We start from the raw sequence: 12,882 nt of genomic DNA on the forward strand, positions 1-12,882 counted from the left end.
TGTGTTTTTGTTTTTCACCGCACAGAAAAAGACCAGAGCTGTTCTGCCAAGCGGCAGTTCAGTTCTGGTCTTTTGTTTTACAATGTTACAAAACCCATACGCTCTTCCCTGACGCGGAACGCGGGGTCTTACTTCAGGAACTTGTGCACGGCGCGGGCCACGATACCGCCCAGGATGCCGGAGACGAGGAACTCAGCCACGCCCTGGACACCAACCAGCAGCACAACGAACATCAGGGGGTTGGCAGCGCCCTTAACGGACACCAGGTTCTGGACATAGTCGCAGTTGTAGAACGCCAGCACGATATAGCCCATGAAGAACAGGGTGTTCAGGGCCGGAGCGCACATGGCGCTGACGATATAGCTCCAGGTGCGGCTCTTGTCCAGCTTGCTCAGGCCGTTGAAGATCAGGCCCACACACACGCCCATCAGCACACGCATGCCCACGCAGAGGATAAAGGTGTTGACAGGGCTGACCTGGAACAGAGCGCCGGTCATGGCGGAAGCGCCGGTAACGGCATCATAGAAGCTCACCGCGCCGAACACGCCGCCCAGCACAGCACCGGCCACAGGGCCCATGGTGATGGCACCCACCGCAATGGGCAGGGTCAGGAAGCTCATGTAAAGCGGGCCCATGGGCACACTGCCCAGGCCGATGGCCTTCATTACAAGTTCGATGGCGACCAGCAGTGCCAGTCGGGTGAGAGTGCGAAGATCGTTGTTTTTCATAATTCAGTTTTCCTCCTGCTGCCGTTCCGCCCTATACGTCGGATACGGCGCAAATCTGGTTTTTGATAAAATGTCAGGGATGCTTGAAAATTTATAAACGACCTCACCCTCTCCGTCATTGCTTCGCAATGCCACCTCTCCCGAAGGGCGAGGCCTTGGCAATCCATGCAAAGTTTGCGGTTTTGTCAAAAGCTCCCCCTTTGGGGGAGCTGGCACGAAGTGCCTGAGAGGGTTAGGATGTTTATCTATCACAGGGAAATTTGATGCCGGCGCTCCGCCGGGCCACGGTCAGCACACGGCTGACGGCCACGGAGGTATCCAGCATCCGGCTGCACAGCTCCTGGTCACCGCCCTCGATGGCCCTGGCAAAGGCGTGGAACTCCGCCGCCTGCCGGGGTCTGCCGCCGTTCAGGTTGAAGTGCTCTTCCTTGCCCTGATTGGGGTGGAAGGTCACGCCACCGCACCAGTTGGCCGTGGATTTCTGCAGGATATAGCCCTTTGTGCCCTGGATGACATACCGGGCAGGCGCACCGCAGTCCTTGGCGGCCATGCTGACTGCCTTGAAGCTGTTGTACTCCATGGTCAGGATACCACTGGTGTCGATGCCGCGCTCCATGTTGGCCAGGTAGTGCACCTGGTTCGGCTCACCGAACAGGCCCACGATATAGCTGATGTTGTAGACGTTCAGATCCATCAGGGCACCGCCCGCACACTCCGGGTCAAAGGAGACCGGCGTTTCCCCGGCACAGAAGGCATCGTAGCGGCTGGAATACTGGCTGAAATTGCACTGCACCAGCTTCACCCTGCCAATGCGGGGCAGCAGCTCCCGGATCTTGTTGTAGTTTTCGAGGTACTGGGTGGTCATGGCCTCAAACAGGAACACCTTTTTGCGGCGGGCCAACGCCGCCAGCTCCTCGGTCTGGGCAGCGGTGCAGGCCATGGGCTTTTCCACAATGACATGCTTCCCCGCTTCCAGCGCCACCTTGGCATAGCGGTAATGCTGCAGGTTGGGCACGGCCAGATAGATCACGTCCACCCACTGCAATAATTCAAAATAGTTCGTGGTGTGCTGGGGAATGCCGTACTGTTCGCACATCTCGTCGGCCACCGGCGCACTGCGCTGGGTGCTGCAGAGCGCCTGCACCGTAAAGGGGCAGTCCGGCCCTGCCAGCCAGGGCAGAAACTCCCGCACGATCATCCCCGTGCCCAGGATCCCTAGTTTCATTGTTCTCTCCATCCTGTTTCGTCGTCAGCCGTTTTTGTTCTTCTCCTCGCGGCGTTCCCGGCGCTGGGAGCGGGGACGGCGGCCCCGGCGGAAATTGTTGTTCGGGTTCCGCCGCCTGCCCCCGGCGGCATAGTGCGGCTGAGGTGCGTTCATCTGGTACAGCAGTGCCAGCCCCTTCAGCAGCAGCTCCGGGTCGTAGGTCAGCGGATGGCGGCAGAGCGGCGTGACATACTTTGCCAGCCCGCCCGTGACCACCAGGGTGGCCGGACGGCCCAGCTCTTCCTCAATGCGCTGGGTGATGCCGTCCAGCAGGACTGCCGTGCCCAGCACAGAGCCCGAAAGCATACAGCTCTCAGTGTTCACACCAATGGCTGCTTTGGGGGAGCTCAGCCGCACCTGCGGCAGCTGGGCACAGCGCTCCCCCAGAGCCCGCAGGCCGGTGGAAAGCCCCGGGCAGATCACACCGCCCCGGAATACCCGGTTCTCATCCACAACATTAAATGTAGTGGCAGTGCCCAGATCCACGGTGATGACCGGCAGCGGGAAGTTCGCCGCAGCGTAAGCGGCATCCACCAGCCGGTCCTTGCCCACGGCATGGGGGTCAGGCACCCCCATGGTCAGGCCTGTGCGGATCTCCGGCGAAACGATGACCGGCTTTTTGCCGGTGTAATAGCGGGCGCACTCAGCCAGTGCTCCGGTGATCTGGGGCACTACGCTGGTCAGCACCGCGCCCTCGAACCGGATGGGCTTTTCCGGGTGGCGGCGGTGGGCAAACACCTTTTCCATTTCAATGCGGTATTCCGCGGCGGTACGGGTGCGCACCGTATCCATGTGGGCCACAAAGCATACACGTCCGTCCTTGATGCCGCCCAGGGCGACGGTGGTGTTGCCTATATCAATGGCTAAGATCATATTTTACCTTTCCTGCAAAACCTCTCAGGCGCTTTGCTCCGGCTCCCCTGCCAGAGGAGCCGGTTGGCTTGCCTCTCCCGGCAGGAGAGGCGGCAAAGACGCAGACCTTGACGGAGAGGTTTTATTCTAAGTCAAGCTATTTTACCGCATTTTTGCGCTGGATACAAGACCCAACCGAAAGATTTTGTTGTGCTGGCGGTGATTTTGGATTATACTAAAGAGGCAAACCCGCAAAACAGGAGGTTTTTTGGATGGATCTGCAGGGCAAATGCGTCCTTTTGGGCGTTACCGGCGGCATTGCCGCCTATAAAATGGCAAATGTGGCCAGCGCACTCAAAAAGCTGGGGGCGGACGTGGAGGTCATTATGACCGAGAACGCCACCCATTTCATCACCCCTCTCGTCTTTGAGACGCTGACCGGCCACAAATGCATGGTGGATACCTTCGACCGCGATTTCAAGTTCGAGGTCACCCACATCTCGCTGGCCAAAAAGGCAGATGTCGTTCTGGTGGCACCGGCCACGGCCAACGTCATTGCCAAAATGGCCCACGGCATTGCCGATGATATGCTCACCACCGTGGTGCTTGCGGCCAGGTGCCCCAAGCTGGTCAGCCCGGCCATGAACACCGGGATGCTGGAAAACCCCATCACGCAGGACAACCTCAGAACGCTGGAGCACTACGGCTTCACGGTCATCCCCTCTGAGAGCGGGGTGCTGGCCTGCAAGGATGTGGGCAGCGGCCGCCTGCCCAAGGAGGATGTGCTCATCGAGTACATCCTGCACACCATCGCCCGGCCCAAGGATCTGGCCGGTGTCCGCATCGCTGTGACCGCCGGGCCCACGCAGGAGCCGCTGGACCCCGTGCGCTACCTGACCAACCACTCTACCGGCAAGATGGGCTATGCCATCGCCCGGGCCGCCGCCATGCGGGGAGCAGAGGTCACCCTCATCCACGGCCACACCGACCTGCCGCCGGTCCGCTTCACCACCGATGTTCCCATTACCACGGCGCAGGATATGTACGATGCCGTGACCAGCCGCTTTGAGGAGATGGACGTGCTGGTGATGGCTGCCGCCGTGGCCGACTACCGCCCCGTGACGGTGGCAAGCGACAAGATCAAGAAAAAGGACGGCGACCTCTCCATCCCTGTGGAGCGCACCGCCGACATTCTGGGTACCATCGGCCCGAAAAAGACCCACCAGTTCCTCTGCGGTTTTTCCATGGAGACCCGGGATATGGTGGAAAACTCCACGGCCAAGCTGACCCGGAAGAATCTGGACATGGTGGTGGCCAACAACCTGAAGGTCGCCGGAGCCGGTTTTGGGGTGGACACCAACGTGGTCACCTTCATCACCCCCGACGGCACCCGGGAGCTGCCCCTGATGAGCAAGGCCGATGTGGCCGATGCCATTCTGGATGAGATTTTGAAGCGCAGAGGTTTATAAAAACTTTTATCCCTCTCCGTCAACCCGGCGGAGAGGGTTGTTTTTGTAAGAAAAACGTTCACTTTACCCTGCTTTTACAAAAACATTTTTCAAAATCCGGGCAAATCACTTTCCAAAAGTGCAATTTTGATGTATTCTATTCCTATCCGCTGTTCAGGACCACTGTCCGCGGAGGAACCACAAACGAAAGAGGGGTGCGCACAGATATGCTGAAATATCTGGCAAAACGCATCGGGCGTTCCATCCTGACGCTGTTCGTCATTGTAACGCTCGTGTTCTGCCTGCTGCGGCTGATGCCGGTGGAAGGCTACTTTGCAAACTACGAAAAAATGACCGAGGCCCAGATCCAGGCGGGCCTGCAGTCCATGGGCCTGCTGGACCCGCTGCCGGTGCAGATCGGCCGCTTCTGGTGGAATGCCCTCCACGGCGACCTGGGCGTGAGCCATATTTATAAGGTAAATGCCTCGGTCACCGGCATCCTGGCCAAGAAGCTGCCCATCTCCATCCAGATGGGCGTGTTTGCCATGCTGCTGAGCCTGGTCATCGGCATTCCCATGGGCCTGCTGATGGGCCGGTTCAAGAACCGCTGGCCGGATAAGATCGGCACCGCCGTCATCGTGCTCATTCAGGCTGTGCCTGCCGCCGTGTATTACCTTTATATTCAGATGTACGGCACCACCGCCCTGGGCGTTGGCCTGCTGTTTGATGCCTCCGACTGGCGGTACTGGGTGCTGCCGGTCTGCTCCATGAGCCTGGGCAACGTGGCATTCTACGCCATGTGGCTGCGCCGCTACATGGTGGACGAGAGCAACAAGGATTACGTCCGGCTGGCACTGGCCAAGGGCGTGAGCGAGAGCAACATCGCCCTGCGCCACATTTTCCGCAACGCCATGGTGCCGCTGGTGCAGTATATTCCCTCTGCCTTCCTGAACACTGTGGTCGGCTCCATCTACATCGAGAGCCTGTATTCCATCCCCGGCATGGGCGGCCTGCTGGTCACCTGCGTCCAGCGCCACGACAACACCATGGTGCAGGGCATCGTGCTGCTGTACGCCTGCGTGGGCATCATCGGCCTGATCCTGGGCGATCTGCTCATGGTGCTCATCGATCCCCGCATCAGCTTTGGCAAGAAAGAAGGTGGCCGATAATGCTGTTCCACATGAAAGATCACAAGGCAGCTGTTCTGGAAAACGACCTGAACAAGCTGCAGAAGGACGGCCCCGCCGCTTGGGCCGACCTGCCCGAGGACGAGCTGTTCACCCCCGCCGGGTTCAGCGAGGAGCGTGCCGAGGCCACCTCCTACTCTAATTACAGCTATTGGGGCAGCACCTTCCGTGCTTTCTTCAAGAATAAGATCGCCGTGGCCCTGCTCATTGCACTGGTGTTCGTGGTGGGCTTTGCCTTTTTGCAGCCTTATCTGCCCGGTCAGGCAGATCCCAATCTCTGCCAGGTAGACTCTACCACCGGTATCCAGTTCCGCAATATCGCCCCCGGGGAAGAGGGCTTTATCTGGGGCTCCAATGCCATCGGCCAGGACCTGTGGGCCCGCATCTGGGCCGGTGCACGCACCAGTCTGACCATCGCCTTCTTCGTGGCCCTCATTGAGGCCGTGGTGGGCATCACGGTGGGCGTGCTCTGGGGCTATGTCCGCCAGCTCGATTTCTTCTTCACCGAGCTGTACAACATCTGCGATAACATCCCCTCCACCATCATCCTGATCCTGATCTCCTATGTCGCGTCCCCCAGCATCCAGACCCTGATCCTGGGCATGTCCATCACGGGCTGGATCGCCATGGCGCGCTTTATCCGCAACCAGATCCTGATCATCCGCGACCGTGATTACAACGTGGCTTCCCGCTGCATCGGCACCCCCATCCGCCGCATCGTGCTGCGCAACCTGCTGCCCTATCTGGTATCGGTCATCATGCTGCGCATGGCCCTGACCATCCCCGCCGCCATCGGCAGCGAGGTGTTCATCACCTATATCGGCCTGGGCCTTTCTGTGGAAACGCCCTCTCTGGGCAACCTGATCAACGACGGCCGCAAGGTGATGATGCAGGCGGGCCTGCGGTACCAGCTGCTCTACCCCACCATCATCCTGAGCTTTGTCACCATTGCCTTCTACCTCATCGGCAACGCCTTCTCGGACGCTGCTGACCCGAAGAACCACCTGCAGTAAGGAGGGACAGAAGATGGAAAAAAATCAGCTCATCCTTTCTGTAAAGGACCTCAACATCAAATTCAACCTGCGCGGCAAGGTGCTGCATGCCATCCGCGGCATCGACCTGGACATCTACCACGGCGAAGTCCTTGCCATCGTGGGCGAATCCGGCTCCGGCAAGAGCGTGTTCACCAAGAGCTTCATGGGCCTGCTGGATGCCAACGGCTCCATCACCTCGGGCACCATTGATTATTACGGTGCCGATGACGGCAAGCCCATCCGCCTTTCCGACCTGAAAAAGGAGAAGGACTGGCTGAAGGTCCGGGGCCATGAGATTGCCATGATCATGCAGGACCCCATGACCAGCCTGAACCCCCTGAAGACCATCGGCGACCAGATCATGGAAGCCGTGGAGCTGCACCAGCATCTCAAGGGCAAGGCCGCCCGGGAAAAGACCCTTGAATACCTGCGGGACGTGGGCATTGCTGACCCCGAGGTGCGCTTTGCGCAGTATCCCCACGAGTTTTCGGGCGGTATGCGCCAGCGCGTCGTCATTGCCATTGCGGTGGCCTGCAACCCGCAGATTCTGATCTGCGATGAGCCCACCACCGCACTGGATGTGACCATTCAGGCCCAGATCCTGCAGCTGCTCAAGGAGATGCAGGTCAAGTACAACCTGACCATCGTCCTCATCACCCACGATCTGGGCGTGGTGGCCAACATCGCCGACCGGGTGGCCGTCATGTACGCAGGTGACATCGTGGAGATCGGCACCTCCGATGAGATCTACTACGACCCCCGCCACCCCTACACCTGGGCGCTGCTGTCCAGTATGCCCCAGATGGGCATCAAAGGCGAGGATCTGTTCAACATTCAGGGTACACCCCCGAACCTGTTCACCGAGATCCACGGCGATGCCTTTGCCCCCCGCAACCCCCAGGCGCTGAAGATCGACTTTGTCAAGCGCCCGCCCTACTTTACGGTCAGCCCCACCCACAAGGCCAAGACCTGGCTGCTGGACCCCCGGGCCCCCAAGGTGGAACCGCCTGCCGCCGTCAAACTGTTGAAAGAGGAGGGGATGCAGGATGCCTGAAAATCGTGACATTCGCGTTTGCGAAGCAGCGAACACCCCAGTGGAGTGTTCGAGCGAAAAAACGGTCTTGCGCCAGCAAGATGGAGAGGCCTCGCCCCGGCAGGTCCTGCTTGAGGTCAAGGACCTCGAGGTGACCTACGGCTCCGGCCGCAAGGCCTTCAAGGCCGTGAACCGTGCCAACTTTGAAATTTACAAGGGTGAGACCTTTGGTCTGGTGGGCGAATCCGGCTCCGGCAAAACCACCATCGGCCGCGCCATCATGCGCATCCTGCCCACCTCGGGCGGCGAGATCCTGTACAAGGGCCAGAAGATCAACGGCAAGATTTCCCGCCAGCTGGACCAGCAGGTCATCAAGGAGATCCAGATGATCTTCCAGGACCCGCAGTCCTCCCTGAACGAGCGTGCCAAGGTCAGCTACATCGTGGGCGAGGGCCTGCAGAATGTCCGGCCCGACCTGACCGCCGCCCAGCGGGAGGAGAAGGTCCGGCAGGCACTGCTGGATGTGGGCCTGCTGCCTGAATTCGCCTCCCGTTTCCCGCATGAGTTCTCCGGCGGCCAGCGCCAGCGCATCGGCATTGCCCGCGCCCTGATCGTGGAGCCTGAGTTTATCATTGCCGACGAGCCCATCTCGGCTCTGGATATGTCCATCCGTGCCCAGGTGCTCAACCTGCTGCGTCATCTGCAGAAGGAGCGCGGCATCACCTACCTGTTCATCGCCCACGACCTCTCGGTCATGCGGTACATTTCGGACCGCATCGCCGTCATCCACAAGGGCAATATCGTGGAGCTGGCCGATGCGGAGGAGCTGGTGACCCATGCCATCCACCCCTACACCCGCAGCCTGCTCTCCGCCATCCCCATGCCCAACCCCAGGCTGGAGCGGAAGAAAAAGCTGCTGGTCTACGACCCTGCCATGCACGATTACACGCAGGAGGCTCCCCAGTGGCGGGAGCTGCGCCCCAGCCACTGGGTGCTCTGCAGCAAGCAGGAGGCCAAAGACTGGCTGGCTGAAATGTAAACTTTCTCTTGCGTTTTTTGACAAAGTTCGCCCTTTGTTTCTTGACATTTCCACCCTGCTCTACTACAATAGCTCTTGTACGTATTGTGTTGTTTTTAACAAACGGACGAAATTTAAGACCCTGTTGAATCCGGCTGCCCCGGCTGCGGGTGCAGTGACTGCTCAAAGGACAAAGGACAATTTATGACAACATCCAACACCCCGATCTATGCTTCCCAGGCACGTCCCTGGCTGAAATTCTACGATCAGAAGTACATTGACCAGACCATGCCCGCCTGCACGGCGTTTGAGCTCGTCTGCCGGCAGAACAAGAACCGGCTGGGCGAGACCGCACTGGAATACTATGGCCGCAAGTTCACCTACGCTGATTTTATCGTCAACGTCAAAAAGACGGCTGCCGCCCTGCGGGCCGCGGGCCTGAAAAAGGGCGATATCGCCACGGTGGTCAGCGTGATGACCCCGGAGATCATCTTTGCGTTCTATGCCGCCGACATGATCGGCGCGACTCTGAACCTGGTGGATCCCCGTTACAGTGTGGAGGGCATCCGTGAGTACATTGAAGAGGTGGATTCCCACCTGCTGATCTGCCTGAATGTGGTGTATGAGCGCTGCCATCAGGCTGCCAAGCGCACCCATGTGGAGCATGTGGTGGTGCTCTCCCCGGCCGATTCCCTGCCGCTGCCTCTGGCGCTGGGTTACAAGGTCAAGAATCTCGACAAGAACAAGTATCATTCCAACGTCATCCACTGGAAGCAGTTCCTTGCTGCCGGGAAAGACGAGAGCATTGCCGCGGAGCCCTATGACCCGGAGCACGCCTGTGTGGTGGTGCACACCGGCGGCACCACTGGCTCCCCCAAGGGCGTGATGCTGACCGATAACAACTTCAACGGCATTGCCATGCAGTTCTCCGCCTGCGACACGCTGTTTTCCAAGGGTCAGTCCCTGCTGAACATCATGCCCCCCTTCATTGCCTACGGCTTTGCCTGCGGCGTACATCTGCCGCTGACGCTGGGCATCAAGGTGGTCATCATCCCCAACCTCGACTCCAATAAGCTGGGCAGTCTGATCTGGAAGTACAAGCCCGAGCACATGTTCGGCGTGCCCTCCCACTACCAGCAGCTGGCTGTTGACCCCAAGCTGCAGAACAAGGATCTCTCCTTCATCCGCAACTATGCCGCAGGCGGCGATGCCATCGCCCGGGGTGCCGAACAGACGGTCAACGACTTCCTGGCCGCTCACAACGTGGAATTCCCCATCGCCAAGGGCTACGGCATGACCGAGGCATCCTCTGCTGCCACCGCTGCTGCCGGACGGAACAACAAGTCCGGCAGTGTGGGCCTGCCGCTGGTCAACACGCTGGTGTCTGCCTTTGAGCCGGGCACCGACACGGAGCTGCCCATCGGCCAGCGGGGCGAGCTGTGCATCTCCGGCCCCGGCGTTATGAAGGGCTACTACAACAAGCCTGCCGAGACCGCCGCCATCCTGCGCACCCATGCAGATGGCCGGGTCTGGGTGCATACCGGTGACATCGGCTATCTGGACGAGGATGGCTTTGTCTATCTGGACAGCCGGATCAAGCGGCTCATCATCCGCCACGATGGCTTCAAGGTGTTCCCCTCCATGATCGAAAATGTGGTCAGCCAGCATCCCGCCGTGCATCAGTGCTCTGTGGTGGGCTGCGCCGACAAGGATCATGTGCAGGGCCGCCTGCCTTTTGTCTATCTGGTGCTTGACCCTGCGGTTCCCGCCGCCAAGCGCAAGCAGATCATCAAGGAATTGCGCCAGCTCTGCATTGAGGAGCTGCCCGAATATGTCCAGCCCGTGGGGTACAAGATCATCCCCGAAATGCCCCTGACACTGGCCGCTAAATTTGATTATCGCAAGCTGGAAGAAGAGATCACTCCCCGCGATTATTAAGCAGAATAATACACATTGGAAAGGATTCGTGACGACACCATGAAAAAGAAACTGATTGGCCTGGCCCTTTCGGCCGCCATGCTGTTCTCCGTCCTGAGCGTTCCGGCCTTTGCAGCCGCCCCGGAAGAAAGCGCAGACCCCGCTCTGACCGCTGAACAGGCCGCCGCAGAGGAGGAGAACTGTTTCTTCACCTCCAGCAACACCGAAGAAGAGAAGGAGCCCAACTCCATCACCTATGTTGCCCTGGGCGACAGCATCTGCGCTGGCATCGGCCTGACGAAGGTGCAGTACGCCACCAACCTCATCGGTGTGGATGTTTCCTTCAACTTCAAGGGCTACCCCGAGGCCTGCTATGTGGGTCAGGTGGGCAAAAGCCTGAACCTCGACCGGGATCATGCCATCAATCTGGGCCTGCCCGGCGTGATGAGCAAGGATATGCTGGAGCTGGTCAAGACCGGCACCATGGCCGAGATGAACACCCTCTCCGGCTGCCAGTACAATTACCCTGAGTTCATCAACTACATCAAGAGCGCCGATGTCATCTCCATCCAGCTGGGCTCTAACGATGCCTTTGTGCCCACCGTGGTCTCCTTTGGCGAGGCTACCAACTGGAAGAGCGCCGACCTGGCTTCCATCGTGCTCAGCGGCAACCTGCGCGACCGCGACCAGGACACTGAGGCTGCACTGAACGAGAGCCTGAAAAAGCTCAGCCTGACCCGCAGCGAGAAAGATGCCGTCTGGAACCTGTTCTTCTCCGGCATGAACAAGATCTGCGAGAACGCTTATCCCGAAAGCACCAGCAACCTGCGCCAGATCGTAGCAACCGTCAAGGAGCTGAACCCTGATGCCCAGATCCTGATCATCGGTGCCACCAACCCTGTGCCCCTGCTGCCCAGCTGGAGCGATTACTTCAGCAAGCTGAACAACTACGAAAAGCAGCTGGCCGATGTTTACGGTGCCACCTACGTTTCCATCCCCTTTGCTCAGACTGAGCTGGATGGCCACCCCACCGTCTCCGGCCACAAGTACATCGCCGACAAGATCGTCAAAGCAATCGAGGCCCAGCAGTAAAATGAAAGAGGAACAACCCTCTCAGTCAAAGCCTGCGGCTTTGCCAGCTCCCCCGAAAGGGGGAGCTTTTTTGATGCCGTAAAGTACAGCACCAACCCTCTCCCCTCGGGAGCGGTGGCATTGCGAAGCAATGACGGAGAGGGTCGTCCCTCTCTATGAAAAAAATATTACTTTTCGTAGCTCTGGGGCAGCTCGTTCTTGGGGTCACGGTCCATCAGGGAACGCACCGCCTCGGCGGCGCTCATGCCCTTGTTCACAACGGCGTTCACGGTCTGAACGATGGGCATTTCCACCTGATACTTGGCGGCAAGCTCCAGCGCGGCGGGCAGGGCGTTCATGCCCTCGACCACCATGCCCACCTCCTTCACGGCCTGCTCCGGGGTTTCACCCTTGCCGATGAGGATGCCGGCCCGGTTGTTGCGGCTGTGCATACTGGTGGCGGTCACGATCAGGTCACCGATGCCGGCCAGACCGGCAAAGGTGTGGACATTGCAGCCCATGGCCACGCCCAGCCGGGCAAGCTCGGCAATGCCGCGGGTGATGAGTGCGGCGCGGGCGTTGTCGCCATAGCCCAGGCCGGTGGAGATGCCCACGCCCAACGCAATGACATTCTTCATGGCACCGCTGAGTTCCACGCCCTTGATGTCCTCATTGGTGTACACACGCATGACGTTGTTGGTGAACACCGTCTGCACGAATCTGGCCGCTTCCATATCCTTGCTGGCCGAAACGATGGTGGTGGGTAGGTCGATTGCCACCTCCTCAGCGTGGGTGGGGCCGCTCAGGGCCACCAGACGCACCCCCTTGGGGCCGCCCTCTTTGCCCAGCTCATCGGCCAGGATCTCCGTCATGGTGAACAGGGTATCCTTTTCAATGCCCTTGGCAACGTCCACAATGATCTGACCGTCCGGCACAAAGGGCCGGGCCTTGGCTGCGGTGGAGCGCACGAACACCGACGGCACCGCGAACAGCAGGATCTCCTTGTCCGTGCACACCTCTTCCACGCTCTTGGTGAACTTCATCTCTGCCGGAATGGTCATGCCGGGCAGATTGGGGTGGACCCGAGTGGTGGAAAGGTTGTCGATCTCCTGTTCCAGCGCCGACCACACGGTCACGTCATTGCCGCTCACCGTCAGCATCCGCGCCAGAGCCATGCCCCAGGTGCCTGCACCCAGAATACCAATTTTATGCTTCATTGTGTTTTGTCCTCCGTATGCGCCGGGCTGCTTGTGTGCCCGGCCTGTTCCCCGCGCTTCCTGCACGGGGCCTGTCTGATTCCATTTTACACGAAACATCGTACCGCGTCAAC

The 12,882-nt window shown here is 59.5% G+C and carries 11 protein-coding genes; 7 read left to right on the top strand and 4 right to left on the bottom strand.

From position 1 onward, the window contains the following. Positions 1-128: 128 nt before the first annotated feature. From J3351_RS06110 to J3351_RS06120, 3 genes are all read right to left on the bottom strand, one after another. Positions 129-728, bottom strand: coding sequence for an ECF transporter S component (locus J3351_RS06110; RefSeq protein ID WP_097771480.1), 600 nt, complete (start codon positions 726-728; stop codon positions 129-131). A gap of 241 nt (positions 729-969) precedes the next feature. Next, positions 970-1,953 carry a Gfo/Idh/MocA family protein gene (locus J3351_RS06115; protein WP_207697329.1) on the bottom strand — a complete coding sequence of 328 codons (984 nt, stop codon included), beginning with the start codon at positions 1,951-1,953 and terminating at the stop codon, positions 970-972. Between the two features lie 24 nt (positions 1,954-1,977). Then, positions 1,978-2,865: a type III pantothenate kinase gene (locus J3351_RS06120; RefSeq protein WP_005931758.1), complete on the bottom strand. Its 888-nt coding sequence runs from the start codon at positions 2,863-2,865 to the stop codon at positions 1,978-1,980. Positions 2,866-3,116: 251 nt separating this feature from the next. On the opposite strand from J3351_RS06120, the gene coaBC reads away from it, so the two are divergent. The 7 genes from coaBC (at position 3,117) to J3351_RS06155 (ending at position 11,573) form a co-directional block, all read left to right on the top strand. Continuing rightward, the gene (coaBC, locus tag J3351_RS06125) at positions 3,117-4,313 is read left to right on the top strand and encodes a bifunctional phosphopantothenoylcysteine decarboxylase/phosphopantothenate--cysteine ligase CoaBC (RefSeq protein WP_097771483.1); all 1,197 of its coding nucleotides are present in this window, start codon (positions 3,117-3,119) and stop codon (positions 4,311-4,313) included. A gap of 206 nt (positions 4,314-4,519) precedes the next feature. Further along, the gene (locus J3351_RS06130) at positions 4,520-5,461 is read left to right on the top strand and encodes an ABC transporter permease (protein WP_207697330.1); all 942 of its coding nucleotides are present in this window, start codon (positions 4,520-4,522) and stop codon (positions 5,459-5,461) included. After that, positions 5,461-6,492 (top strand): ABC transporter permease, encoded by a 1,032-nt coding sequence (locus J3351_RS06135; RefSeq protein ID WP_005931769.1) that lies wholly within the window; start codon positions 5,461-5,463, stop codon positions 6,490-6,492. The genes J3351_RS06130 and J3351_RS06135 overlap by 1 nt, the downstream gene beginning before the upstream one ends. Positions 6,493-6,505: 13 nt before the next feature. Then, on the top strand, positions 6,506-7,567 hold the full coding sequence (locus tag J3351_RS06140; RefSeq protein WP_097771486.1) for an ABC transporter ATP-binding protein: 1,062 nt from the start codon (positions 6,506-6,508) through the stop codon (positions 7,565-7,567). Then, positions 7,560-8,585: an ATP-binding cassette domain-containing protein gene (locus J3351_RS06145; protein WP_242699327.1), complete on the top strand. Its 1,026-nt coding sequence runs from the start codon at positions 7,560-7,562 to the stop codon at positions 8,583-8,585. The genes J3351_RS06140 and J3351_RS06145 overlap by 8 nt, the downstream gene beginning before the upstream one ends. A gap of 183 nt (positions 8,586-8,768) precedes the next feature. Beyond that, the gene (locus tag J3351_RS06150; RefSeq protein WP_207697331.1) at positions 8,769-10,502 is read left to right on the top strand and encodes a class I adenylate-forming enzyme family protein; all 1,734 of its coding nucleotides are present in this window, start codon (positions 8,769-8,771) and stop codon (positions 10,500-10,502) included. A 39-nt stretch (positions 10,503-10,541) separates the two neighbouring features. Further along, positions 10,542-11,573, top strand: a complete 1,032-nt coding sequence (locus tag J3351_RS06155) for a GDSL-type esterase/lipase family protein (RefSeq protein ID WP_207697332.1) — start codon at positions 10,542-10,544, stop codon at positions 11,571-11,573. Positions 11,574-11,740: 167 nt separating this feature from the next. Here J3351_RS06155 and J3351_RS06160 read toward each other — a convergent pair whose 3' ends face one another. Next, positions 11,741-12,769, bottom strand: a complete 1,029-nt coding sequence (locus J3351_RS06160) for an NAD(P)H-dependent glycerol-3-phosphate dehydrogenase (RefSeq protein WP_097773420.1) — start codon at positions 12,767-12,769, stop codon at positions 11,741-11,743. Positions 12,770-12,882 lie beyond the last annotated feature (113 nt).

This window comes from Faecalibacterium sp. Marseille-Q0746 (genome assembly GCF_017377595.1).
In the GTDB taxonomy this organism is placed as follows: domain Bacteria; phylum Bacillota; class Clostridia; order Oscillospirales; family Ruminococcaceae; genus Faecalibacterium; species Faecalibacterium duncaniae.